Genomic DNA, 25,460 nt, shown 5'->3' with positions numbered 1-25,460 from the left:
AATATTATATTAAGAATAAGTTCTTTTTGGGAGGAGAATGAAGATGAAATCTACAGGTATTGTACGTAAAGTTGACGAATTAGGACGCGTGGTGATTCCAATCGAACTTCGCCGTACGTTAGGAATCGCTGAAAAAGACGCTTTGGAAATTTATGTTGATGATGAAAAAATTATCCTAAAAAAATATAAACCAAACATGACTTGCCAAGTAACAGGTGAAGTATCAGACGATAACCTTAAGCTTGCTAATGGTAAATTAGTTCTTAGCCGTGAAGGTGCAGAGCAAATCATTAACGAAATTCAAAACCAACTTCAATCACAAAAATAAGGTTCATATAAAAAAGGTTCTTGCACCGTTTGCAAGAACCTTTCTTTATTGTTCAATATGATAGGCATCGTATATCGTGCGCTTTGGCACACCACGTTCGACAGCTGTACGTTTAATGGCTTCCTTCGACGTTAATCCTTCCTCTATGTAATGGATCACATGTTCTTTTTCAGATAAGGACGTCCACCAAGCTTTTTCATTCAGCTCTTCTTCAGCTTGATCATTTCCTTGTACCACAAGACAGAATTCACCTCGGATTTGATTCTCCGCAGCCCATGTCAGCACAGACTCTAAATCTCCACGAATAAACTCTTCGAATTTTTTCGTCAGTTCTCTCGTAATTGCGATGTTCCGATTCCCCCACACTTCCTTCATCAAAGTCAGCGTTTCTTTTAATCGATGGGGTGCTTCATAGAAAATGATCGTTTCTTGACGTTTCTTCAAGGCTTCAAGCTGCTTTTTCTTTTCTTTTTTTTGACGGTCGAGAAAACCGTAAAAGAAAAATGGCTGAGGCGCGATTCCTGATGCAATGAGTGCCGTTAGTGCAGCATTAGCGCCAGGTAACGGAATGACATAGCCCCCAATGCTAGTAAAATCTCGAACCACTTCGGCCCCTGGATCTGAAATCGTCGGTAAACCGGCATCACTCACGAGTGCGATATTTTTCCCTTCTTTTAGCCATTCGATTAACTTGTGGCCGCTGCTGTCTTTGTTATGCTCATGATAGCTGGTTAAGGGTGTATCAATTTCGTATACATGACAAAGCTTTTTCGTTTGCCGTGTATCTTCTGCGGCAATATAGTCTACATCTTTTAATGTTTGTATCGCTCGGAACGTCATATCTTCTAGATTTCCGATCGGGGTTGGGACAAGATAAAGAATCCCCATACCAGATTGACCATCAAAGCTTTTCTGTGTCTTTTTCATGTGCCGCCTCCTTTTCTATTCGCATTTCTTCTATATAAATGTCTTTCTTTTTCCGCGTCCACGTTTTGAAACGATATTCTTGCTGCATGGCTTCTCTTTTGGTTGCAAAACATTCATGATAAAAAAGCTCAACCGGCCGTCTCGCTCTTGTATACTTTGCTCCCTTTCCACTATTGTGGGTCATCAATCTCTTTTGTAAATCATTTGTATAACCCGCATACAGGCTGCCATCTGCACATTTTAATACATAGAAGTAATGATTATGCTTCTCCATACAGTATCGTCCTGATTTCATCTGTATACTCCTGATCTTCCCCATAAACAAAAAGAGGCGGGAGAATTTTCAGATCTGGTTTTCCATCTTTTATGCCCTCTACCAAGATGGTATTGGCTTCTTTCCCTTGTTTGGGATAAACAAATTGAATTCGTTTTGGCTCAATTCGGTATTTCTTCATTAATTCCACTATCTCAAGCAGCCGTCCTGGTCGATGAACCATCGCCAGTTTTCCCCCTTGCTTTAGCAGCGTGGAAGAAACACGAATGACATCTTCTAATGTACAATGAATTTCATGCCGTGCAATCGCCAAATATTCATTTTCATTGATTTCATCCTTAGAAGGTGTTTTAAAATATGGCGGGTTACATGTAATCACATCAACTTTATGGTTGCCGTAGCGTTCCGGCATATCATTCAAATCACCATGAATCAATTCAATCTGGTGCGCAAGTTGATTATACTCCACACTTCTTTTTGCCATATCAAACAGCCGTTCTTGAATTTCAACACCCGTAATCGAGGCCTTAGAACGAGTCGAAAGCAGCAATGGCACGATACCGTTTCCGGTACAAAGATCAATGATCTCCCCTTTTTGGATCGGTACATACGCAAATTTAGCTAATAACACTGCGTCCAATGAAAAGGCAAACACAGTTTTACTTTGTATAATCTTCATATCTTCGGCGAGCAGGTAATCTAAACGTTCATCTTCTCTTAACGAAACCATGATGTATCCTTTCTTTTCCTGTGAAAAAGGCTCCCGATTCAGCGGAAGCCTTTTCTCATTTTTTATTTAAAAATGACAGACAGAACAAACAGTCTCCCTCTTTACGAATGCTTCCATAATGTACATTACAAATATGGAAGCCCTCCTGATATAACCGGGCCAGGTTATCATGACCTTCTCCTATATCAGAATGACTTGGCTTCTGGGCAGAATCATTCTCTGCCTCAGACGATTTGTCTCGATCGGACTGATCCAGACGTTCACGCAAGTGCTGATTCTCCATCTGCAGCTGATGATTTTCTTCAATCACTTCACCGATATGATTTTTCAAATCACCTAACTGGCGATAAAGAGAACCGATTTGTTCTTCTAAATTAATCACCGTATCAAATAGTTCCTTTTTATCCAAGGTGGCACACCTCGTTACTCAGTTGTTTGTGCAGATACAACGCCTTCTTGTAATAATTCTTCCCATGTATATTCTATCACTTTTTCTTGCCCGGTTAATTCAACTTGCAAAATTCGTTCTAAAATATTGAGCCCTACTACCTTGGCAGAGCCATTAGACGTTTGAATCGTTTCGCCGATATCCGGTAATTGTTCCTTCGCTGTTTCATACTCATCATTCTCATATTTCAAGCAGCACATCAAACGGCCGCATAGTCCGGAAATTTTTGTCGGATTTAACGACAGGTTTTGATCCTTTGCCATCTTAATCGACACTGGTTCAAAGTCTCCTAAGAATGTCGAACAGCAAAGCATTCGCCCGCAAGGACCAATGCCGCCAAGCATTTTTGCCTCGTCTCTTACGCCAATCTGGCGAAGTTCAATTCTCGTTTTGAAAATTGATGCAAGATCCTTCACTAGCTCACGGAAATCAACTCTGCCATCTGCTGTGAAGTAGAAGATGACCTTGTTTCGGTCAAATGTAAATTCAACATCGACCAATTTCATTTCCAGCCCATGTTCACTTACCTTCTGAAGACATGTATCAAAGGCTGTCATCGCTGCTTCTTTGTTTTCCTCAACGATGAGCCGGTCTCGTTCGTCTGCTACACGAATGACTTTACGCAGAGGGAGAACCACATCGTGTTCATCTACTTTTTTGTTGGCGATGACCACTTGTCCGTACTCAACCCCTCTGACCGTTTCTACAATGACACAACTATCATTTTCTATATGAAATCCATTAGGATCGAAATAATAGATTTTGCCCGCTTTTTTAAAGCGAACACCAATTACGTTGTACAAGCTTATCCCTCCTGCAACATCAACACCAATTGCTCCATAAGCCCTTGGGCATTAACGTTGGATTGAAGTCTCTTTTTCGCTTCTAATACAGCAAGGATCTGGCTGGTCACCATCTGCTGTGTGGAATGCAGCGCATGCTGCTTCATTGTCTGGAATAAGTCTTGATAAATGACTTTATCTTCATTTCCTATTTGAATCGACAATACATCACGATATATAAATAAAAGCATATCCAGACCTGTTTCTTGAAGGTCTTTCTCTTTGAAAAAAGGCATCCATTGATCCTGTATATAAAAAAATGCATGTTCTTTTCGCTGGTGTAAGACTTCATACAATTTTATCACTTTCGCTCTAGACTCTGCAAACTGATCATTTCGACTTAATTCGAGTGCTTCTGCTAAATTATTGGTTAAATTCGACAAAAGCCTTGCGAGATGCTGAGATACGCCTTCTTGTAAAAGCTGCTGCTCCAAGGATTGTGGCTGCAGCGGCTGAAAGCTGAGCATCTGACATCTTGAAATAATCGTATCCAGCATTTTATGCGATTGCTCAGTGATTAAAACCGCCATCGTTTCCCGATTAGGCTCCTCTAGGAACTTCAATAAACTGTTCGCGGCATTGACCGTCATTTTGTCCGCATGAAGAATAATATACATTTTCCGGTGAGATTCTACACCGGCTTTTGTAAATTCCTCTTGCAGTGCCTGCACTTGCGCCTTCTTAATTGATTGGCCATCAGGCTGCACAAGATGTAAATCGGGATGGTTTCCTGATGCAATCCTTTTGCAGTTTTGACAGGATTCACATGGTTTCACTCCTGATTCCAAGCAAAAAAAGCTTTTAGCCAAAAGCATCGCTGCATCCAGTTTTCCGGTTCCTTTTTTTCCTTCAAATAAGTAGGCGTGCGCAAGTCGGTCTTTATCAATACTATTAAAAATCAGCCGCATGACGCGCGGCTGCAAATCATTCATGTCATCCCAGCTAATTGCCATGTTATCACTCTCTATGTGTAAAGGTTAATCAATAAACCTTTTATTTCTCCAATACGTTCAAGCAAATCAATAGATGGTTTTTCTTGATCCATCATTTCCTCGGTTAATTCAATCAGCTTTTCATCTAAGGCTTTGACTAAAGCAAGTGTACGTGTATTTCCATAAATGTCAAAGCTCCTTGAAGTTTCTATATTTAATCCATTATCGACTGTCTCTTTCACAAAGCGCTTCACCAGTCCTTTAAACCTAGCCAAATCCTTTAGGTTTCGTGACTTTGCGAGCTTTTTTCCGAACACTTCGATATCACTCAGCATGACCGTCAGCTGTTCTAAGCGCAGTTTGCCGCTTTGCGTCTCCATCGAAGCTTTAAAGGAGGCAGATGTCTGGCTTCCTTTCATCGCTTGAAGTTCACGCTTTTCTAAACGCAGCCGCATATCTTGATTAATTTTCACAGCAACCCATCCTTAAAATTGATGAAATTGTTCAACTGGCAGAATAAAAACAGTAGCTCCGCCAACTTCAACCTCAACAGGGTATGGTACGTATGAATCTGCATTTCCGCCCATTGGGGAGACAGGCGCGATCATTTGATCACGTTTACGGCAATTTTCTTTTATAAGCTGTAATGCTTTATCCACCCGGACATCATCACAACCAATAATAAAAGTCGTATTCCCAGACTTTAAAAACCCACCAGTTGAAGCTAATTTTGTCACGCCGAAATGATGTTCAGTCAATATTTTCAACAACTTGCTGCTATCTTGGTCCTGTACAACGGCAACAATTAATTTCATTTGATTGGCCTCCTTTATTTTAGGCACAGATGACATGCCGATGTCTTCCTCTATATTATAACAACGATTGGGAATTAGGTCATATTTGATTTTGCTTTAATGTGTCCTGAATCAATTGAAGGACTTCTTCATAGACAGCCTGCATCGGCTGAGACGCATCCACTACACGGAATCGTTCTGGCGATTGTGCAATAAGCAGTTCATAGCCTTCTCTGACAAGCTGGTGGAAATTCAGCGTCTCCATGTCTAATCGATTCTTTTCTCTTCCCTGGTTGGCATCAATTCGCTTTAGCCCTTCCTCAGGTGTAATAGAAAAATAAATGGTCATTTGCGGCATCGTGCCATTGATAGCAAAGTCGTTAATTGACTTTACTTCTTCAATCCCAAGCCCTCTCGCATAGCCTTGATAAGCAAGGGAGCTATCAACAAAACGATCACATAAAACCGTCTGCCCGCGCTGTAATGCCGGTTCTACCTTCTCAGCCAAATGCTGCCTTCTTGCGGCTGCATACAGCAAAGCTTCTGTTTTCGCATCCATTTTGGTGTTTTTTTCATTTAAAATGACTTCACGTATCTGCTCTGCAATGTCAATGCCGCCAGGCTCACGTGTCGCCATCACTGCATATCCTTGGCGTTCCATTTCTTCATACACTTTTCGAATCACTGTCGTTTTTCCAGCACCCTCTGGCCCTTCAAACGTAATAAACATACCGCTCATAGTGTCTCCTCTTCTATATAAACATATAATTTTCTCTGATGAATCACCTGACTGGCTTGAACATGAACCTGATGTCCAAGCAAACGGCTTAAAGCCGCAATCTGATCGATTTCAATACGCTCTCCTTTAACGATCAAAGGTATACCCGGTGGATATGGAATAACCGATTCTGCACTAACCCGTCCTGCTGCATGTTCAAATGGGACGGCTTCTATATCCTGTCTATGCTCATCGTTGTCATTAGCCGGCGCCTCTCTTTGGAAATGATCTTTTCCTTTGAGCAATGAATCGCTTTGATTAAGGGCCTGCTCTATCTGTTTAAAAGGAATATCCTTCTTCTGTTCTAAACCAAAGATAAGTAAAACCTGATGTTCGTCGGCAAGCTCTGGGTGAACCTCCACTGATTCAAGTACTCGTTTTAGTTCATAACCAGTCAGCCCTTTTGTTGATCGAATCACACATTTTAATGGATCGTTAGAAAGCAATTCAGACTCTACCACTTCAAGCTGGGGTATACGGTTGAACTCATTTTTCAGCTCTGCCAGTCCTTTCATCATTCCATCCGAGATCCCTTTTTTCTTGATCTCCTCGACATAAGCTCTTGCCACATCTAATGAGGCCATAATTGGATAGGATGGAGAACTGCTTTGAAGCATCGTGAGGAATGTTTTCAAACGTTTTGCATCCATTCGCCCCCCCTGAAGATGAAGGTAGGATCCCATCGTCATGGCCGGAAGGGTTTTATGTGCTGATTGTACCACCACGTCAGCTCCATAGGAAAGAGCAGATGGGGGAAAAGCGCCGCCTAATACAAAATGTGCACCATGTGCCTCATCAACCAAAACGATCATGCCTGCTTCGTGGCACATGTCAATCAGCTTTGATAAATCAGCTGCATGTCCGTAGTAGTTCGGATAAGTCAAAACGATCGCCCGGCAATTAGGGTGTTTGGATATGGCTTTTTTGACTGTTTCATCCGTCACATGTGTTGGTACATGCAGGTGTGTATCTACCTCAGCTTCTACCATAATAGGCGTGGCTCCTGCAAGCTCAATCGCATGGTAAACAGACTTATGACAATTTCGCTGGACGAAAATCTCATCTCCCGCACGACAGGCTGCCATCACCATCGCTAAATTTCCGACAGTTGTCCCATTCACAAGGAAAAAGCTTTGATCTGATCCATATAGCTTTGCCAATAAATGTTCAGCCTCTTGAATCACACCAGTTGGATGATGGAGATCATCTAACCCTTCAAGCTCTGTTACATCCAGCTGAAGAATTGAGTCATAATAAGTCCGTGCCTCATCAAAAAAGACATCTCCATTGTGATGTCCTGGAACGTGGAAAGAATAAGGTTTCTTTTCCGCATGTTGTGCTAATGCTGTATATAAAGGTGTTTTCAAACAAATCGACCCTTTTCACTTTAACGATATCTTATGTCTATTATAACGTTCATACAAGGGAACCGAAAGATGGATTCTCATTCCTTAATTGGCTGGTGATTCGTCAGCTGCTGTTCTGCCTCATACATTCTGTTTTTCAATTGGGCTCGCTCTTGACTTCCATGCTCTTTCACCTGTAACGTTTCCTGTAAGGTTTCAGCTAATTGGCGTTGAACCTTTTTCAACGTATCTATAGGTGCAAAAGCTGCCTCTTCAAGAAGCTCCCCCTGCTGCTTTGATACCTGTTCATATGTTTTTTTGATTCGATTCTCAAGAGCTGAATTGGCACGCTGCTGAATATGCGTTAACGCAATCGACATTTGGTTGATCCATAGAGGAATAGATGCAGAAACAGTTGATTGAATGTGATTGGCCAATGTATGATTCGTATGCTGGATCATTCGAATTTGGGCATTACATTGCAACGCAATTTGCCGGCTTAGCAGCAAATCATATTTCCGTTCTTTCAACCTCTCCATATATTCTTCTGCATTGACTTCCTGACTCATCAATTGCTCCTCTATAGTCCGATTACCAGTCTGCTCCGTTTCTGATATGATCTGCTTCTCTATAGTTGTTATTTTCGCTTCAACTGCTGCAACCTGCAGCGTCATCTCTTGGAAAAAGGTTTGATTTTCTTCAAATAAACGCTCTAATAACATGTGATCGGAAATTAATCCGCCTTTTGCGTTACGAAGCCTTGCTGATAATCTCTCGATCTGTGATTTTGCATGTTGAAAACGCGATATGATTTCCTGAGTAGAACGCTTCTCCCGCCGAAATAACTTCGAAAAAAAGCCCTGCTTCTTTGGCAGTAAGTCCTCCGGTTCTACTACATGGAGCTGGTGCAAAAAGGCCTCAAGCACGTCTCCTATTTGATCGATATCTTTTTTCTCAACATATTTCATCATTTGTTGTGATTGTTCCAATAATCGTTCCTGAACACGTGTACCATAGAAAAGCAGCTTTTGCGGATTGTCAGGGATTTGCTCGGCACGCTGCAAGGCTTCTTGTTTCTCCTCATCAGATAAGGTATCAAACACTTGAAACTGAAGATCTGTAGTGGCAGCAGATGATGTTGGGATGTGATCTTCTGGTTTCATTACGTTTGACTCCTTTCATTATTTCTTTATCATTTTATCTGCCACTTCAAGCTCAATATGAAGGGCTTCTATGTCTCTTCCTAATACTTGCTGCAAATCATTCGTCAATTGCTTTTGCAGTTCTGTCAGCGTCACCCGAGTTTGGCTCAGTGTCATTTCCAGCTCATGACTGCGTTCAGGCTGGTTATACAATAATGCATATTTTTCAGTTAGTTCAACGACAGAATCCAAGGTTTCGAAATAAAAACGCTGTGCATCATAAAATCGGGTCGGCTCTTTTTTTGTAATCATATAGATTCGTCGTGCAAGTCGGAGAATTTCATAATTATGTTTGATCGTCTGTACGTTCTTCACAGCAAATAAAGCCTTCTTTAAACGTACGAGCTTTTGTCCTGCTTCTTTTAAATGCTGTTTGATATATACATAATCACTACGAGACAGTCCGTGTTTCTTTAAAAACAACTTGAAAGCAACCCATCTGCTCCCTGCAAACATTACGCCCCACCCCATCATCGCATACAGTATCGATAGTCCAACATGATGATGGAAAACCCCAATACTGACGGTTAAAATCACAAGCGAAAAAAAAGTAGAGAGGATGGCCCATATAAATGTATAAAAGATTGATTTCATGTTCATCGACTCCTATGAATAATCAGGCTCTCTGTTTATCTTATTATTAATTACGGATGATGTCCAAACTAAGTTCCAAAAAACAGGCCCAATCCTCCATAGATCATAAAAAAAGACCATCTAATGGTCTATGAATACAAAGGCGGTGTATGAAGATTTTTTAGCTTTCTAACATAATCGGCATAGCTAGGATCCGAGGTCGATGTAGAAATTAACTTTCTCTCACATTCTCGGCACAAAAACTGATGATATAAATAAATTCCCTTTGTTTTTTTCTCTTCACAAATCAAACAAATCGCTTCTCGCTCTTTTTTGCTCATTGTGACACCTCCACTTATAGCTTCAGTATGCCCTAGCGCTTTCAATTGTATACAAAATTAAGAATGTTTTAGATGGTAGTTTAGTATATGTATCCATGTCAGATCGAGTGTTTGTTCCTTTTCTTAAAAAACAAAAAAGACCAGTTCCGACTGGAACTGATCCTAATAGAAGCTTGGCGGCGTCCTACTCTCACAGGGGGAAACCCCCAACTACCATCGGCGCTGAAGAGCTTAACTTCCGTGTTCGGTATGGGAACGGGTGTGACCTCTTCGCTATCGCCACCAAACCTGATGGAGAGAATGTTCTCTCAAAACTAGATAACAATGTTCATGCTTCACATTAGAATATAGGTTAAGTCCTCGATCTATTAGTATCTGTCAGCTCCACGTGTCACCACGCTTCCACCTCAGACCTATCAACCTGATCATCTTTCAGGGATCTTACTTCCTTGCGGAATGGGAAATCTCATCTTGAGGGGGGCTTCATGCTTAGATGCTTTCAGCACTTATCCCGTCCGCACATAGCTACCCAGCGATGCCCTTGGCAGAACAACTGGTACACCAGCGGTGCGTCCATCCCGGTCCTCTCGTACTAAGGACAGCTCCTCTCAAATTTCCTGCGCCCGCGACGGATAGGGACCGAACTGTCTCACGACGTTCTGAACCCAGCTCGCGTACCGCTTTAATGGGCGAACAGCCCAACCCTTGGGACCGACTACAGCCCCAGGATGCGATGAGCCGACATCGAGGTGCCAAACCTCCCCGTCGATGTGGACTCTTGGGGGAGATAAGCCTGTTATCCCCGGGGTAGCTTTTATCCGTTGAGCGATGGCCCTTCCATGCGGAACCACCGGATCACTAAGCCCGACTTTCGTCCCTGCTCGACTTGTAGGTCTCGCAGTCAAGCTCCCTTGTGCCTTTACACTCTGCGAATGATTTCCAACCATTCTGAGGGAACCTTTGGGCGCCTCCGTTACATTTTAGGAGGCGACCGCCCCAGTCAAACTGCCCACCTGACACTGTCTCCCTGCCCGATAAGGGCAGCGGGTTAGAAGGTCAATACAGCCAGGGTAGTATCCCACCGATGCCTCCACCGAAGCTAGCGCTCCGGTTTCCAAGGCTCCTACCTATCCTGTACAAGCTGTACCAACATTCAATATCAGGCTGCAGTAAAGCTCCACGGGGTCTTTCCGTCCTGTCGCGGGTAACCTGCATCTTCACAGGTACTATAATTTCACCGAGTCTCTCGTTGAGACAGTGCCCAGATCGTTGCGCCTTTCGTGCGGGTCGGAACTTACCCGACAAGGAATTTCGCTACCTTAGGACCGTTATAGTTACGGCCGCCGTTTACTGGGGCTTCAATTCGCACCTTCGCTTACGCTAAGCGCTCCTCTTAACCTTCCAGCACCGGGCAGGCGTCAGCCCCTATACTTCGCCTTACGGCTTCGCAGAGACCTGTGTTTTTGCTAAACAGTCGCCTGGGCCTATTCACTGCGGCTTCTCGGGGCTTTAACACCCTAAGAAGCACCCCTTCTCCCGAAGTTACGGGGTCATTTTGCCGAGTTCCTTAACGAGAGTTCTCTCGATCACCTTAGGATTCTCTCCTCGCCTACCTGTGTCGGTTTGCGGTACGGGCACCTCTCACCTCGCTAGAGGCTTTTCTTGGCAGTGTGGAATCAGGAACTTCGCTACTAAATTTCGCTCGCCATCACAGCTCAGCCTTTACGGGAAACGGATTTGCCTATTTCCCAGCCTAACTGCTTGGACGCGGATATCCAATACCGCGCTTACCCTATCCTCCTGCGTCCCCCCATTGCTCAAATGGTGAGGAGGTGGTACAGGAATATCAACCTGTTGTCCATCGCCTACGCCTTTCGGCCTCGGCTTAGGTCCCGACTAACCCTGAGCGGACGAGCCTTCCTCAGGAAACCTTAGGCATTCGGTGGACGGGATTCTCACCCGTCTTTCGCTACTCATACCGGCATTCTCACTTCTAAGCGCTCCACCAGTCCTTCCGGTCTGGCTTCACAGCCCTTAGAACGCTCTCCTACCACTGTTCGTAAGAACAGTCCGCAGCTTCGGTGATACGTTTAGCCCCGGTACATTTTCGGCGCAGAGTCACTCGACCAGTGAGCTATTACGCACTCTTTAAATGGTGGCTGCTTCTAAGCCAACATCCTGGTTGTCTAAGCAACTCCACATCCTTTTCCACTTAACGTATACTTTGGGACCTTAGCTGGCGGTCTGGGCTGTTTCCCTTTCGACTACGGATCTTATCACTCGCAGTCTGACTCCCAAGGATAAGTCATCGGCATTCGGAGTTTGACTGAATTCGGTAACCCGGTAGGGGCCCCTAGTCCAATCAGTGCTCTACCTCCGAGACTCTTACCTTGAGGCTAGCCCTAAAGCTATTTCGGAGAGAACCAGCTATCTCCAGGTTCGATTGGCATTTCACCCCTACCCACACCTCATCCCCGCACTTTTCAACGTGCGTGGGTTCGGGCCTCCATTCAGTGTTACCTGAACTTCACCCTGGACATGGGTAGATCACCTGGTTTCGGGTCTACGACCACGTACTCATGCGCCCTATTCAGACTCGCTTTCGCTGCGGCTCCGCATCTTCTGCTTAACCTTGCACGGGATCGTAACTCGCCGGTTCATTCTACAAAAGGCACGCCATCACCCGTTAACGGGCTCTGACTACTTGTAGGCACACGGTTTCAGGATCTATTTCACTCCCCTTCCGGGGTGCTTTTCACCTTTCCCTCACGGTACTGGTTCACTATCGGTCACTAGGGAGTATTTAGCCTTGGGAGATGGTCCTCCCGGATTCCGACGGAATTTCACGTGTTCCGCCGTACTCAGGATCCACTCTGGAGAGAACGACATTTCAGTTACAGGGCTGTTACCTTCTTTGGCGGGCCTTTCCAGACCTCTTCGCTTATATCATTCCTTTGTAACTCCGTATAGAGTGTCCTACAACCCCAAGAGGCAAGCCTCTTGGTTTGGGCTGTTCCCGTTTCGCTCGCCGCTACTCAGGGAATCGCATTTGCTTTCTCTTCCTCCGGGTACTTAGATGTTTCAGTTCCCCGGGTATGCCTTCTCATACTCTATGTATTCAAGTATGGATACTACTCCATTACGAGCAGTGGGTTTCCCCATTCGGAAATCTCCGGATCAAAGCTTGCTTACAGCTCCCCGAAGCATATCGGTGTTCGTCCCGTCCTTCATCGGCTCCTAGTGCCAAGGCATCCACCGTGCGCCCTTTCTAACTTAACCATTTCTTACTTTAGAAAGAATCACTATGTGTGATGAACTTTGCATTGCATTCAATGTGAATGTATTACTTATTGTTATCTAGTTTTCAAAGAACACGTTGGTGGAGCCTAGCGGGATCGAACCGCTGACCTCCTGCGTGCAAGGCAGGCGCTCTCCCAGCTGAGCTAAGGCCCCGATTTAATAGAAGATGGTGGGCCTGAGTGGACTCGAACCACCGACCTCACGCTTATCAGGCGTGCGCTCTAACCAGCTGAGCTACAGGCCCATCTTTCATATCGAAGATATGATGTTGTAGGATCTTTTGCAAGTTCCTTCAAAACTAAACAAGACGAAAACGTACGCTGCTCCATATATCCTTAGAAAGGAGGTGATCCAGCCGCACCTTCCGATACGGCTACCTTGTTACGACTTCACCCCAATCATCTGCCCCACCTTCGGCGGCTGGCTCCATAAAGGTTACCTCACCGACTTCGGGTGTTGCAAACTCTCGTGGTGTGACGGGCGGTGTGTACAAGGCCCGGGAACGTATTCACCGCGGCATGCTGATCCGCGATTACTAGCGATTCCAGCTTCACGCAGTCGAGTTGCAGACTGCGATCCGAACTGAGAACAGATTTATGGGATTGGCTAAACCTTGCGGTCTTGCAGCCCTTTGTTCTGTCCATTGTAGCACGTGTGTAGCCCAGGTCATAAGGGGCATGATGATTTGACGTCATCCCCACCTTCCTCCGGTTTGTCACCGGCAGTCACCTTAGAGTGCCCAACTGAATGCTGGCAACTAAGATCAAGGGTTGCGCTCGTTGCGGGACTTAACCCAACATCTCACGACACGAGCTGACGACAACCATGCACCACCTGTCACTCTGTCCCCGAAGGGAAAGCCCTATCTCTAGGGTTGTCAGAGGATGTCAAGACCTGGTAAGGTTCTTCGCGTTGCTTCGAATTAAACCACATGCTCCACCGCTTGTGCGGGCCCCCGTCAATTCCTTTGAGTTTCAGTCTTGCGACCGTACTCCCCAGGCGGAGTGCTTAATGCGTTAGCTGCAGCACTAAGGGGCGGAAACCCCCTAACACTTAGCACTCATCGTTTACGGCGTGGACTACCAGGGTATCTAATCCTGTTCGCTCCCCACGCTTTCGCTCCTCAGCGTCAGTTACAGACCAGAGAGTCGCCTTCGCCACTGGTGTTCCTCCACATCTCTACGCATTTCACCGCTACACGTGGAATTCCACTCTCCTCTTCTGCACTCAAGTTTCCCAGTTTCCAATGACCCTCCCCGGTTGAGCCGGGGGCTTTCACATCAGACTTAAGAAACCGCCTGCGAGCCCTTTACGCCCAATAATTCCGGACAACGCTTGCCACCTACGTATTACCGCGGCTGCTGGCACGTAGTTAGCCGTGGCTTTCTGGTTAGGTACCGTCAAGGTGCGAGCAGTTACTCTCGCACTTGTTCTTCCCTAACAACAGAGCTTTACGATCCGAAAACCTTCATCACTCACGCGGCGTTGCTCCGTCAGACTTTCGTCCATTGCGGAAGATTCCCTACTGCTGCCTCCCGTAGGAGTCTGGGCCGTGTCTCAGTCCCAGTGTGGCCGATCACCCTCTCAGGTCGGCTACGCATCGTCGCCTTGGTGAGCCATTACCCCACCAACTAGCTAATGCGCCGCGGGTCCATCTGTAAGTGACAGCCGAAACCGTCTTTCATCCTTGAACCATGCGGTTCAAGGAACTATCCGGTATTAGCTCCGGTTTCCCGGAGTTATCCCAGTCTTACAGGCAGGTTACCCACGTGTTACTCACCCGTCCGCCGCTAACATCCGGGAGCAAGCTCCCTTCTGTCCGCTCGACTTGCATGTATTAGGCACGCCGCCAGCGTTCGTCCTGAGCCAGGATCAAACTCTCCGAAAAAATACAAAACCGAAGTTTTGCTTTTCGCCAGTTTGACTGACTACCTATGAAGTTTCATAGGATTTTTTTATAAAAACTCGAATTAACAGGTACGTTTTGTCTTGTTTAGTTTTCAAAGAACTTGTTTACCGCTTCAGAAGCGACTAGAACATCTTATCACATCCAAGTTGTTAGTGTCAACAACTTTTTTGTTATTATGTTTTTTCGTTTCTTCGTCATCAGCGACGTATATTAATTTACCACCCTATCCAATCAAAGTCAACAATATTTTTCATTAAATAATAAACTTTTCAATGACGATTAAAGCTGCTACGCCCGGAATACCCAATAAACCACTAATTCCACTCGTTACAGGGTTAATAGAGACATGTAATCCTAGACTCTCGCCAAATAGGTTGAGGCAAAATAAAAAAAGAGCGCCTACTACAAACTTCACTCCGATAAGCCCTAACCATTTGAATGGATTCGCCTGCACACCTGACATAAACAACAATAGCACAGCTAGCAAAATTGACCCGATCACAATAACAGGTTCCATAATCCTCTCATCTCCTCTTCATATGAATAGTACAAGCATATGAGAGGACTATGTATAATAGACCTGCTATTTCCAGTTGTTTAAACGTAAATTCCTCTTTTTCGCTTCTCTCAGATAGAAAAAGTACTTCGCTTGAGCAAGCTTTAATTCGAATAGAATGTCCGGTGAAGGCTCAACGCTATTTGCGACAAGCTTTTTTTGTCTGTTCCATTCTTCCTTTTGCTTAAAAAGCTGTTGAATTAATTTCTCATCGAATTCTTTTCGAATTGATTTTCTGCGAAGAAAACCCATGTACCGTACTTCTCCTTCCTACATCTCACGTCTGCCTTCTAGAGCCTTAGACAGTGTAACTTCATCCGCATACTCTAAATCCCCGCCTACTGGAAGTCCGTGAGCAATGCGAGAGAGTTTAATTCCTGATGGTTTTAACAATCTGGAGATATACATGGCTGTTGCTTCTCCTTCAATGTTTGGATTGGTTGCAAGGATCACCTCTGTCACTTGATCGTCTTGCAATCTTTTTAATAGGTCAGGAATTTTAATATCCTCTGGGCCAATTCCATCCATTGGCGAAATGGCACCATGAAGCACATGATATAAGCCGTTGTATTCTTTCATTTTTTCCATTGCGATTACATCTTTTGGATCCTGCACTACACAGATAACAGATTGATCTCTTCTTGTATCTTCACAAATATAGCAAGGATCTTGGTCTGTGATATGACCGCATACCGAACAATAAGTTAAATTACGCTTTGCATTTACAAGCGCCTTCGCAAAATCTAGTACGACATCTTCTTGCATACTAAGAACAAAAAAAGCCAGACGGACCGCAGTTTTCGGTCCGATTCCTGGCAATTTCATAAAGCTGTCAATCAGCTTTGATATTGGTTCAGGATATTGCATCTTCAGTTATTCCTCCTAGAATAAACCTGGCATGTTCATTCCTTTTGTGAATTGACCCATCGTTTCATTCGTTAGCTCATCGACTTTTTTCAATGCATCGTTTGTCGCAGCAAGTACAAGATCTTGAAGCATATCGATATCTTCTGGATCAACAACTTCTTCATTAATTGCTACATCAACGACTTCTTTTTGTCCATTTACTTTTACAGTGACCATACCGCCACCAGCTGTACCTTCAAGGACTTTTTCTGCAAGCTCTTCTTGAGCCTTCGCCATATCCTTTTGCATTTTTTGCATTTGTTTCATCATTTTTTGCATATTTCCCATTCCACCGCGCATATGAACACCACTCTCTTTCATTTTTATTAATCTTTAATTTCAATTAAATCGGTTCCTACTAATTTCTTTGCTTCCGCAATCAATGGATCCTCTTCAGAAGAAGTTTCCTGACCATCTGCTTGTTCATCCGGCTGATGATCTCTTAAAAATTCTTCTCTTATTTTACCCCATTGAGCGTCAGGAACGCCAACTAATTCCACTCTTTTTCCTAACATAGACTCTAGCAGTTGTTCAAGATTGGTCCGAACACCACTTTTATCTTCAGCAACCATTTTACAATGTATTTCAAATTTGAATTTTAAAACAAAGGCATGCGAAGCAGCCGCAACTGGCTCACTGTCCGTTAATAACGCAGCGTGAGACACCTTATTCTGCTGTTTCAACTGGGCAAGGAGCTCTCCCCATTTGCCTTTAATTTTTTCTAACTCAGGCCGTTTCGCTTCTTTTAGAATCTCATGAATTCGGCCGACAGGAGCACGATAGCCATTTTTGTTACTTGTTTGTGGTCGAGGCGCTTCCTTTTTTTCTTGAGGACTATGAGATGGAGACATTGGTACACCTTCGGCTCTTAGCCTTGATAGTTCCTGTTCCAGCCTGTTTATTTTATCTGTTAGCGCCGTTAAATCAGCGTCAGCATGACCTTGTGTCAATCCTGCTGTTGACTGACACAGCTTTACAACAGCTACCTCAAAGAAAATCCTTGGATGATTTGTCCATTTCATTTCTTGGTGGCTTTTATTCAGGACTTCAATGGTTTCATACAGAAATTGAGGTGTCACACGATCTGACAGCGCCACGAAACTTTCGTCGACCTTTACCTTTTCAAGGACCCCCTCGAGATCTGGTGCCGTTTTATAAAGCAGCATATCTCTAAAGTAAAAAATCATATCCTCTATTAATTTAGCAGCATCTTTCCCCTGCTGGAGCAACTCATTTAATGTATCTAACGCTGTCGCAATATTTTGATCAAAAATTGCTTCAGCAAGCTGACTAATGAAATGCTGAGATACAGCACCTGTAATGAGCAGCGCATCATCAATTGTCAATTGTTCACCACTAAATGAAATCGCTTGATCCAAGAGACTTAGTGCATCACGCATACCGCCATCAGCTGCACTAGCAATAATCTCGAGCGAACCCTCCTGTACGTTAAGGCCTTCTGCATCTACAATTTTCTCCATTCTTCCAACAATATCTTTAGTCGTGATTCGTTTGAAATCAAATCGCTGACAACGAGATATGATGGTAAGAGGAATCTTATGGGGCTCTGTGGTAGCCAAAATAAAGATACAATGAGCAGGCGGTTCTTCCAGCGTTTTAAGGAGGGCATTAAATGCACCGATAGAGAGCATATGTACTTCATCTATAATATAAACCTTATACGTAACCGCCGAAGGAGCAAATTTCACTTTATCACGTATATCACGGATTTCATCTACCCCGTTATTCGAGGCAGCATCTATTTCAATCACATCTGAAATTGAACCGTTTGTAATCCCTTTACAGGCATCACATGCATTACACGGCTCACTAACAGGTGACTTTTCACAGTTCACTGCCTTAGCAAAGATTTTGGCAGCACTTGTTTTACCTGTTCCTCTAGGACCTGAAAATAAGTAAGCATGAGAAAACTTTTTCTGCAAAAGGGCATTTTGCAACGTTTTTGTGATGTGTTCTTGTCCAACAACATCCTCAAAAACTTGAGGTCTGAACACTCGATATAAAGCTTGATAACTCACAAATACGCCCTCCTCCATTTATCATCTTTTTCATTATACATGATGCACCGATCAATTCAAAAGCACACCTTTATTTTCTAATATGCCAAAAAGATGATTTCAACTATAGATTTTCTACTTTCCATGCATTAAAAACGTATTTTCTAGCTTTGTAAAAAGACCCGAAACCCCAAACAGAACACCGGTTCTTATTGCGATTAGTGAAACAAACAAATGGAACCAAAAAGACTTTTTATCTATTTGTATAACCAAAGCAATTCAGCTATTCTTTGAACAGCAACAAAAAACTCACCTAGTTAAACTAGATGAGTTACATTTAATATTGATTTACCGTGCACCTTCTGTCGATTCGCTACCCCAAGCGTTACTTAAACAGTTAGCTCGGCCCAGGCAACCCTGCGGCACATGAGAGGTTTCACTTAATGCTGCTTCCTTCCGGACCTGACATGGTTCATGAATTCCCATTGCGCAGGACCCAGACGTCAACACCACTTATTTAAGGCAGACCTTGAAGTAAACGAACCTCGAGAAGGGATTCGGCCTCGCTAGAGCGGATTGCGAGTACAGGGCACCGCTACCTCCCCGCTTAGCACGGCAAAATGAATATTAAATTGTTAGTGACGCAGACATAAGTATACCTTCTTATAGCTCAAATTGCAAACGGTATCCATTCATTTACTTTTGGCTTGTTTCTTTCGCTGACGGAGATTTCGGAAGAACTGACTTAACAGCTCACCACACTCATTTTCAAGTACACCACCGATGACCTCAGACTGATGATTGAACCGTTCATCATCCAGTAAATTCATTAAAGTACCTGCGCATCCACCTTTTGGATCGTATGCACCAAAAACGACCTTTTTCACTCTAGAGAGAACAATAGCACCCGCACACATTGGGCATGGCTCAAGCGTAACGTAAAGCACAGCATCTTCTAAACGCCAGCTCCCTGTCGCTTTACATGCTTCATCAATAGCAAGTAATTCTGCATGTGCAATCGAACGCTGCTCACTTTCCCTTAAATTATGAGCCCGGCTCACAATTTGATCATCAACAACAATGATCGCACCAATCGGCACTTCCCCTATTTGTTCTGCTTTTAAGGCTTCAGAAATGGCTTCTTGCATAAACTGTTCATCTTTCGTCATAGCACGGCTCTCTTTTCATGTTTTTTAAAAGGAAATTGAGGTTAACATATTATCACAATCTTTTAAAGGGGGTCTTATTTTGTCAAAGCACCAAAAGGCGCTGCTTATTATCGACATGATTAATGATTTTGATTTTGAAATGGGACATGTGCTTGCAGAAAAAACAGAGCAAATGACCAATAAAATTTTAGCTCTTAAACAACATGCTTTCAAGGAAAATTGGCCAATCATTTATATCAACGATCACTACGGACTTTGGAAGGCTGATATCCAAGCTGTTCTGGAAACATGCAAAAACGAAAGAAGCGCTCCTATTTTAGAGAGAATGACACCATCTAAAGATAATTACTTCTTGATTAAACCTAAGCATTCTGCCTTCTACGGTACTGCACTAGAGACACTCTTAAATGAATTAGGTGTTGAGGACATTATTCTAACTGGAATTGCCGGAAACATTTGCGTTTTGTTCACTGCAAATGACGCATACATGCGAGAATACAATCTAATTGTACCTAAAGATTGTATCGCTTCAAACGACGACAGAGATAACGACTACGCTTTAACGATGATGGAGAACGTTCTTCTAGCCAAAATCACTACCGCTAAGGAAATCACGAATGAAAATCAAACATGATTTAGCCATAACCCTCATAAATTGTTAGCAATAACAAAGGGGGGCGTTGACTATTCAAATTTATGTTGTCAAAAGAGGAGATACTTTAAACGACATTGCTATGCGTTTTAAAACGACAGTCAATGAAATCATCCGTACTAACGAAATCGAAACACCAAATCAACTCGTCATTGGACAAACAATTGTCATTCCAATTAGAGGTCAATTTTATGAGGTCAAACAAAATGACACACTATATCAAATTGGTAGACGGTTTCAAATCTCAGTGGAAGAATTGGCACGCGTGAACAGAATTCGGCCTGAAGCAATACTGCCTGTTCGTTTCTTGCTCTATATTCCACAAAGACCGAAAAGGAACATTAATTCCAATGCTTATATTGAACCACGGGGAAATCAAGTCAGTGAAAACTTAAAGCAGGCAGCTAGAGAGGCCTCCCCATACTTAACCCATTTAGACATCTTTAGTTTTCAAGCACAAAGAGATGGGACACTGCGAGAACCACCGTTAGACCAACTACCCCAGATTGCCGCTCAGAACAGAACTGTATTAACCATGGTGGTGACAAATCTAGAGAATGAAAAATTCAGTGATGAACTTGGGCGTATTCTTTTAACTAACCAATCTGTCAAAACGGCATTTTTAGATGAAATTGTTCGTGTTGCCAAAAAGTATCAATTCAAAGAAATCCATTTTGATTTTGAATATTTACGCCCTGTTGATAAAGATGCTTATATTCAATTTTTAAGAGAAGCAACAGCCCGTTTCCATCAAGAAAGATGGACAATATCTGTTGCACTTGCACCAAAAACAAGTAGTCAGCAAAAGGGCAAATGGTATGAAGCCCATGACTATGAAGCGATCGGTAAGATCGTCGATCATGTTGTGCTGATGACCTATGAATGGGGGTACAGCGGCGGCCCTCCACAAGCTGTCTCTCCAATTGGACCTGTCCGCCAAGTCATTGAATATGCACTAACTGTCATACCGGCCAATAAAATTGTAATGGGGCAGAATTTATACGGCTATGATTGGACACTTCCTTTCGTCCAGGGCGGCCCCATCGCCAAAGCCGTCAGTCCTCAACAAGCAATTGCACTTGCTAGAGAGCACAATGTCTCTATCTTATACGACGAAACAGCACAAGCACCCCATTTTCGTTATACAGATGCCAACAACAAAGAGCATGAGGTCTGGTTCGAAGACGCTAGATCGATTCAAGCAAAATTCAATCTCATCAAAGAGCTAAAATTGAACGGCATTGCTTATTGGAAATTAGGTCTATCTTTCCCACAAAATTGGCTCTTATTATCAGATCAATTTAATATTGAAAAAAGAACGACATCGTAATCCATTCACTCTATCAATTAGAAGGGGTATGGTACAATATACATTGGTTTGACAACTTTAACTTTATAGATAGAGGAGAACGCCTATGTATCCTGCCCCTTTTATTGCAGTGGAAGGCCCAATTGGAGCCGGAAAAACAACTTTGGCTACAATGCTTGCGAAGGAATTTCAATTTCCTTTAGTAAAAGAGATTGTAGAAGAAAATCCATTCTTAGATAAATTTTATGAAGATATGGAACAATGGAGCTTTCAGCTTGAGATGTTCTTTTTATGCAATCGGTTCAAACAGTTAGAATCAATTGAAGAAAACTATGTGAATAAACAGCAGCCGGTTGTCACTGATTATCACGTCTATAAAAATATGATATTTGCAGAAAGAACATTATCAAAAAAGCACATGGATAAATACAGAAAGATCTATCACCTCCTAACAGATGATCTTCCTAAACCAAATGCCATGATCTATATAAAAGCCAGCCTTCCCACCTTACTTGAAAGAATACAGATGAGAGGACGCTCTTTTGAAGAAGACATTGACCCAGCTTATTTAAAAACACTCATTGAAGATTACGAGCTGGCCATTGAACATTTAAAACAGACTGAGCCAGGGCTTCCCATCATTACAATTGAAGGAGATCATACAGACTTCGTTTCCTCACAGCAAGATTACCAGCAAATTGTACAGAACATAAAGGAGCAAGTGCTATGAACAATATCAAAATACCAAAGGACGCAGTCATCACAATTGCCGGGACTGTTGGTGTCGGCAAATCAAATATGACCAAAACAATAGCGGACAAGCTAGGGTTTCAAACCTCTCTTGAAAAAGTAGATGATAACCCATATTTAGAGCCTTTTTATTCAGATTTCCAAAGATGGAGCTTCCACTTACAGGTCTATTTCCTAGCTGAGCGTTTTAAGGAGCAAAAGCGGATTTTTGAATCTGGCGGAGGATATGTACAAGATCGTTCCATTTATGAGGACACTGGCATTTTTGCAAAAATGCATGCGGACAAAGGTACGATGTCTGAGGTCGATTATGAAACGTATACAAGCCTATTTGAGGCGATGGTGATGACACCTTACTTCCCTCACCCTGATGTCCTCATCTATCTACACGGAGATTTAGATCATATTTTACATCGTATTGAAGAACGCGGCAGAGAGATGGAAACTCAAACTGACCGGGCTTATTGGGAAGAAATGTACACTCGATACACGGAATGGATCGAACAATTTGATTTATGCCCAGTGATTAAAATTAATATTGAAGATTACGACTTACTTCATGATGAAAGCTCACTTGATCCCATTCTTCATGAAATAGCTTCTGTTATTCAAAAAAATCGCAATAAAACAAAATAAAAAAAACCGCTGCATTCGCGAAATGCAGCGGTTTGACAATTTCCAATTTTTATGCTTGCGTTCAATTCAACTAAGGTAAAAAATCAATATGGCGGAGGAAGAGGGATTCGAACCCCCGCGGGCTTTGACACCCCTGTCGGTTTTCAAGACCGATCCCTTCAGCCGGACTTGGGTATTCCTCCGTATCGACAAGAATTAATATACCATATCATTTTATTTGAAGTCAACACCTTTTCGTAAAAAAATTTCAATATGTGATTTTTGCATGATGTTTGCCTATAAAAAAGCAGCCATTGACGGCTGCTCTTGATCTATTTCGTATCCTGTCTAATTTCTTCAATAAACTGATTCATCTCTACTTTAAACTCATTTAATGACTCGATAATCTTCGTAAAGTCTGTCACTTGTTTGGCTTGTTCATTTGTTGAGCTGCTGATTTGTGAGATGTTTTCAGACAAAGTGCCAATGCTGTCTTGGATTTCTTTTAAAAATGTATTAATGGTTTCAGCCGCTTCCTTCGAGCCATCTGATAATTTGCGGACTTCATCAGCAACGACAGCAAACCCTTTTCCGTTCTCACCTGCTCTTGCGGCTTCAATTGCAGCATTTAAACCAAGCAGATTTGTTTGTCTAGCAATTCCGCCAATGGTTTTGACGACTTCTTCAATATTCGCAGATTTCTCTTCCGCTCTTCCTGCCTGTTCGCTTATTTCTAAACTTGTGGCAGCCAGTTCTTGTGAATGTGCAGCAATTTGCTCAATTCCACCTTGGAGTTCTTTCGCTACTTTATTGATTTGCTCCATATAACCGCTTAATTTCTTTTCGCGATGATGTGAAAATGCCACTAAAAAAGAGCCGATTACTTTTCTATCTTCATCAAAAATCGGGTAACCTTTTACAGCAATTTCATAACCATATAAATGCTCTGGTAAATGACCGTCATATTCTTGTCCTCTTAATGTCGTCGCCACATTTTGGTCTTCTGGGTTCAATGGGTCTCCAACTTTCATACCAAAATCTATTGTGTTAGACGGGTAATAACAAAGTATCTTCTCTGTATCTGTGATGCCGAAAAGAATACTTTCATCTAGTACCTTTCTAAGTAAATGAGCCATTTCAACATAATAGTCAAGCCTATTCACGGTTATTCCTTCTTTCCTAGAAGCTTTTAATTTTTTTATCGGCTAAATTCAGGAAAACTGTAGGACTTTTGGTAAAAAGAAAAAGATGCCTTGACGGCATCTTATTTCATCACTTCTTTATTTCCCATATAAGGACGCAGTACTTCAGGAATGATTACTGTGCCGTCCTCTTGTTGATAGTTTTCTAAAATAGCCGCTACGGTTCTTCCTACCGCTAATCCAGATCCATTTAATGTGTGGACATGTTCTGGCTTCGCTTTAGGTTCTGGACGGAAACGAATGTTTGCACGTCTTGCTTGGAATGCTTCGAAGTTACTGCAAGAAGAAATTTCACGGTACGTATTCTGGCTCGGAATCCACACTTCGATATCGTATTTCTTCGCAGCTGTGAATCCTAAATCTCCCGTACACATGCTCATGACACGGTATGGAAGGTTCAATAGCTGAAGAACTTTTTCTGCTTGATTTGTTAGTTTCTCTAATTCTTCATAAGAATCTTCTGGTCTGACAAATTTAACAAGCTCTACCTTGTTAAATTGATGCTGACGGATGAGTCCGCGTGTATCTCTTCCGGCAGATCCTGCTTCTGATCTAAAGCAAGCACTGAATGCTGCATAGTTGATTGGCAGCTGTTCACCTTCGAGAATTTCGTCACGATGCATGTTCGTAATTGGCACTTCAGCTGTTGGAATGAGGAAGTAATCTTCTTCACGTATTTTAAAGGCATCCTCTTCGAACTTTGGAAGCTGCCCAGTTCCTGTCATGCTTGCTCTGTTGACCATATAAGGTGGAAGCACTTCAGTAAAACCAAACTCATCCACATGTAAATCAAGCATAAAGTTATACAATGCGCGTTCTAAGCGTGCGCCAAGCCCTTTATAAAAAACGAAACGGCTTCCTGTCACTTTTCCTGCACGTTCAAAATCAAGGATTTTTAGCTCATCAGCTACGTCCCAATGTGGTTTTGGTTCAAATGAGAAGGCTGGCTGTTCGCCCCATTTTCTCACTTCCACGTTGTCGTCTTCTGTTTCACCAACTGGTACAGAGTCATGGGGGATATTTGGAATTGAGAACAGGATGTGCTGCAGGCTTTCTTCTACTGTTCTTAGCTCATCATCCAGCTTCTTGATCTCATCTCCTACCTCACGCATTTCTTGAATAATGTGATCGGCGTCTTTCTTTTCTCTTTTTAGAACGGCCACTTGCTGTGATACTTCATTTCTTCGGCTCTTTAATTCTTCTGTTTTCCCGATTAATTCTCTTCTTTTTTGATCTAGCTCACCAAACTTATCAAAATCCGCTAAATCTTCGCCTCGGTGTGCTAATTTTTCTTTGATTTGATCAAAGTCCGTGCGCAGTTGTTTAATATCCAGCATGTGTAACACTCCTTTTTTTATCGAAAAATAAAAAGAGCCCTCATCCCATGAAAGGGACGAGAGCTCTCGCGTTGCCACCCTGATTGAAAACATGCAAAGGCATGCTTTCCTCTTTCCTCTGTAACGGTATCACCGTAAATGCTTACTTCTCTAGTTTCAGCATTTCGCTCAAGGATGGATTCAGAATGCATCTTTCACCGATTCTCACCAACCATCGGCTCT

26 protein-coding genes, 3 tRNA genes, 3 rRNA genes, 1 other RNA gene and 1 other annotated feature (1 of these 34 only partly in view) are annotated in these 25,460 nt (G+C 42.9%); of the genes, 5 read left to right on the top strand and 28 right to left on the bottom strand.

Annotated elements, in window-relative coordinates; genetic code table 11:
- Positions 1–37 precede the first annotated feature (37 nt).
- A complete protein-coding gene (locus MHB66_RS00255; RefSeq protein WP_087975202.1) occupies positions 38–328 on the top strand; it encodes an AbrB/MazE/SpoVT family DNA-binding domain-containing protein in 291 nt (96 codons plus the stop codon).
- A gap of 45 nt (positions 329–373) precedes the next feature.
- On the opposite strand, the gene rsmI is transcribed toward MHB66_RS00255, so the two are convergent.
- From rsmI to tadA, 25 genes are all read right to left on the bottom strand, one after another.
- The gene (rsmI, locus tag MHB66_RS00250; RefSeq protein WP_046314435.1) at positions 374–1,255 is read right to left on the bottom strand and encodes a 16S rRNA (cytidine(1402)-2'-O)-methyltransferase; all 882 of its coding nucleotides are present in this window, start codon (positions 1,253–1,255) and stop codon (positions 374–376) included.
- Positions 1,230–1,529 carry a GIY-YIG nuclease family protein gene (locus tag MHB66_RS00245; RefSeq protein WP_034284140.1) on the bottom strand — a complete coding sequence of 100 codons (300 nt, stop codon included), beginning with the start codon at positions 1,527–1,529 and terminating at the stop codon, positions 1,230–1,232. Before MHB66_RS00245 ends, rsmI begins: the two co-directional genes overlap by 26 nt.
- Entirely contained in the window at positions 1,516–2,259 is a 744-nt protein-coding gene (locus MHB66_RS00240) for a tRNA1(Val) (adenine(37)-N6)-methyltransferase (RefSeq protein ID WP_024427205.1), read from the bottom strand. Before MHB66_RS00240 ends, MHB66_RS00245 begins: the two co-directional genes overlap by 14 nt.
- A 55-nt stretch (positions 2,260–2,314) precedes the next feature.
- Positions 2,315–2,668 carry a DNA replication initiation control protein YabA gene (yabA, locus tag MHB66_RS00235; RefSeq protein WP_024425629.1) on the bottom strand — a complete coding sequence of 118 codons (354 nt, stop codon included), beginning with the start codon at positions 2,666–2,668 and terminating at the stop codon, positions 2,315–2,317.
- Between the two features lie 14 nt (positions 2,669–2,682).
- Complete coding sequence (locus MHB66_RS00230) at positions 2,683–3,510, bottom strand: stage 0 sporulation family protein (RefSeq protein ID WP_024425628.1); 828 nt, start codon at positions 3,508–3,510, stop codon at positions 2,683–2,685.
- A gap of 2 nt (positions 3,511–3,512) precedes the next feature.
- Complete coding sequence (gene holB / locus MHB66_RS00225) at positions 3,513–4,502, bottom strand: DNA polymerase III subunit delta' (RefSeq protein WP_024425627.1); 990 nt, start codon at positions 4,500–4,502, stop codon at positions 3,513–3,515.
- An 11-nt stretch (positions 4,503–4,513) separates the two neighbouring features.
- Positions 4,514–4,954 (bottom strand): YaaR family protein, encoded by a 441-nt coding sequence (locus MHB66_RS00220; protein ID WP_024425626.1) that lies wholly within the window; start codon positions 4,952–4,954, stop codon positions 4,514–4,516.
- 12 nt (positions 4,955–4,966) lie between these two features.
- Positions 4,967–5,296: a cyclic-di-AMP receptor gene (locus MHB66_RS00215; protein ID WP_024425625.1), complete on the bottom strand. Its 330-nt coding sequence runs from the start codon at positions 5,294–5,296 to the stop codon at positions 4,967–4,969.
- A gap of 79 nt (positions 5,297–5,375) precedes the next feature.
- The gene (tmk, locus tag MHB66_RS00210; RefSeq protein WP_024427207.1) at positions 5,376–6,014 is read right to left on the bottom strand and encodes a dTMP kinase; all 639 of its coding nucleotides are present in this window, start codon (positions 6,012–6,014) and stop codon (positions 5,376–5,378) included.
- On the bottom strand, positions 6,011–7,420 hold the full coding sequence (locus tag MHB66_RS00205; RefSeq protein ID WP_046314430.1) for an aminotransferase class I/II-fold pyridoxal phosphate-dependent enzyme: 1,410 nt from the start codon (positions 7,418–7,420) through the stop codon (positions 6,011–6,013). Before MHB66_RS00205 ends, tmk begins: the two co-directional genes overlap by 4 nt.
- A gap of 77 nt (positions 7,421–7,497) precedes the next feature.
- The gene (locus MHB66_RS00200; protein ID WP_328215590.1) at positions 7,498–8,562 is read right to left on the bottom strand and encodes a toxic anion resistance protein; all 1,065 of its coding nucleotides are present in this window, start codon (positions 8,560–8,562) and stop codon (positions 7,498–7,500) included.
- An 18-nt stretch (positions 8,563–8,580) separates the two neighbouring features.
- Entirely contained in the window at positions 8,581–9,195 is a 615-nt protein-coding gene (locus tag MHB66_RS00195) for a 5-bromo-4-chloroindolyl phosphate hydrolysis family protein (RefSeq protein WP_046314425.1), read from the bottom strand.
- Positions 9,196–9,323: 128 nt separating this feature from the next.
- Positions 9,324–9,515 carry a sigma factor G inhibitor Gin gene (locus tag MHB66_RS00190; protein ID WP_024425620.1) on the bottom strand — a complete coding sequence of 64 codons (192 nt, stop codon included), beginning with the start codon at positions 9,513–9,515 and terminating at the stop codon, positions 9,324–9,326.
- Positions 9,516–9,686: 171 nt separating this feature from the next.
- Positions 9,687–9,802 (bottom strand): 5S ribosomal RNA (gene rrf, locus MHB66_RS00185).
- Positions 9,803–9,863: 61 nt separating this feature from the next.
- Positions 9,864–12,794 (bottom strand): 23S ribosomal RNA (locus MHB66_RS00180).
- 98 nt (positions 12,795–12,892) lie between these two features.
- Positions 12,893–12,968: transfer RNA gene (locus MHB66_RS00175), tRNA-Ala, on the bottom strand.
- Positions 12,969–12,982: 14 nt separating this feature from the next.
- Positions 12,983–13,059 (bottom strand) — tRNA-Ile (locus MHB66_RS00170).
- Between the two features lie 95 nt (positions 13,060–13,154).
- Positions 13,155–14,703: ribosomal RNA gene (locus MHB66_RS00165) — 16S ribosomal RNA — on the bottom strand.
- The 16S, 23S and 5S rRNA genes sit together here with 2 tRNA genes alongside, the layout of an rRNA operon.
- Before the next feature lie 274 nt (positions 14,704–14,977).
- On the bottom strand, positions 14,978–15,241 hold the full coding sequence (locus MHB66_RS00160) for a pro-sigmaK processing inhibitor BofA family protein (protein WP_046314488.1): 264 nt from the start codon (positions 15,239–15,241) through the stop codon (positions 14,978–14,980).
- A 66-nt stretch (positions 15,242–15,307) separates the two neighbouring features.
- The gene (locus MHB66_RS00155) at positions 15,308–15,532 is read right to left on the bottom strand and encodes a YaaL family protein (RefSeq protein WP_024425764.1); all 225 of its coding nucleotides are present in this window, start codon (positions 15,530–15,532) and stop codon (positions 15,308–15,310) included.
- A gap of 18 nt (positions 15,533–15,550) precedes the next feature.
- Positions 15,551–16,147 (bottom strand): recombination protein RecR, encoded by a 597-nt coding sequence (gene recR, locus MHB66_RS00150; RefSeq protein ID WP_003218094.1) that lies wholly within the window; start codon positions 16,145–16,147, stop codon positions 15,551–15,553.
- A 15-nt stretch (positions 16,148–16,162) separates the two neighbouring features.
- On the bottom strand, positions 16,163–16,486 hold the full coding sequence (locus tag MHB66_RS00145) for a YbaB/EbfC family nucleoid-associated protein (RefSeq protein WP_008342011.1): 324 nt from the start codon (positions 16,484–16,486) through the stop codon (positions 16,163–16,165).
- A gap of 26 nt (positions 16,487–16,512) precedes the next feature.
- Entirely contained in the window at positions 16,513–18,225 is a 1,713-nt protein-coding gene (gene dnaX / locus MHB66_RS00140; protein WP_046314485.1) for a DNA polymerase III subunit gamma/tau, read from the bottom strand.
- Between the two features lie 330 nt (positions 18,226–18,555).
- An RNA gene (gene ffs, locus MHB66_RS00135) (signal recognition particle sRNA large type) lies at positions 18,556–18,820 on the bottom strand.
- A gap of 76 nt (positions 18,821–18,896) precedes the next feature.
- Positions 18,897–19,373 carry a tRNA adenosine(34) deaminase TadA gene (gene tadA / locus MHB66_RS00130; protein ID WP_034284264.1) on the bottom strand — a complete coding sequence of 159 codons (477 nt, stop codon included), beginning with the start codon at positions 19,371–19,373 and terminating at the stop codon, positions 18,897–18,899.
- Positions 19,374–19,452: 79 nt separating this feature from the next.
- Here tadA and MHB66_RS00125 point away from each other — a divergent pair, with 79 nt between their 5' ends.
- The 4 genes from MHB66_RS00125 (at position 19,453) to MHB66_RS00110 (ending at position 22,720) form a co-directional block, all read left to right on the top strand.
- The gene (locus MHB66_RS00125) at positions 19,453–20,007 is read left to right on the top strand and encodes an isochorismatase family cysteine hydrolase (RefSeq protein ID WP_080943507.1); all 555 of its coding nucleotides are present in this window, start codon (positions 19,453–19,455) and stop codon (positions 20,005–20,007) included.
- A gap of 46 nt (positions 20,008–20,053) precedes the next feature.
- Entirely contained in the window at positions 20,054–21,355 is a 1,302-nt protein-coding gene (locus MHB66_RS00120) for a glycoside hydrolase family 18 protein (RefSeq protein WP_046314483.1), read from the top strand.
- An 85-nt stretch (positions 21,356–21,440) separates the two neighbouring features.
- A complete protein-coding gene (locus tag MHB66_RS00115; protein WP_024425759.1) occupies positions 21,441–22,064 on the top strand; it encodes a deoxynucleoside kinase in 624 nt (207 codons plus the stop codon).
- Entirely contained in the window at positions 22,061–22,720 is a 660-nt protein-coding gene (locus MHB66_RS00110; protein WP_342490568.1) for a deoxynucleoside kinase, read from the top strand. Before MHB66_RS00115 ends, MHB66_RS00110 begins: the two co-directional genes overlap by 4 nt.
- An 89-nt stretch (positions 22,721–22,809) precedes the next feature.
- On the opposite strand, the gene MHB66_RS00105 is transcribed toward MHB66_RS00110, so the two are convergent.
- The 3 genes from MHB66_RS00105 to serS form a co-directional block, all read right to left on the bottom strand.
- Positions 22,810–22,902, bottom strand: a tRNA-Ser gene (locus MHB66_RS00105).
- Between the two features lie 129 nt (positions 22,903–23,031).
- Positions 23,032–23,862 (bottom strand): methyl-accepting chemotaxis protein, encoded by an 831-nt coding sequence (locus MHB66_RS00100; RefSeq protein ID WP_024425758.1) that lies wholly within the window; start codon positions 23,860–23,862, stop codon positions 23,032–23,034.
- A gap of 101 nt (positions 23,863–23,963) precedes the next feature.
- Positions 23,964–25,238 (bottom strand): serine--tRNA ligase, encoded by a 1,275-nt coding sequence (gene serS, locus MHB66_RS00095; RefSeq protein ID WP_024426746.1) that lies wholly within the window; start codon positions 25,236–25,238, stop codon positions 23,964–23,966.
- A 49-nt stretch (positions 25,239–25,287) separates the two neighbouring features.
- Positions 25,288–25,460, bottom strand: a binding site (T-box leader); it runs 44 nt beyond the window's last position.

The organism is Bacillus sp. FSL L8-0167, assembly GCF_038630295.1.
GTDB lineage: Bacteria > Bacillota > Bacilli > Bacillales > Bacillaceae > Bacillus > Bacillus safensis.
The sequence above is the reverse complement of the archived record's forward strand: the minus strand, read 5'-3'. Positions and strand labels throughout refer to the sequence as shown.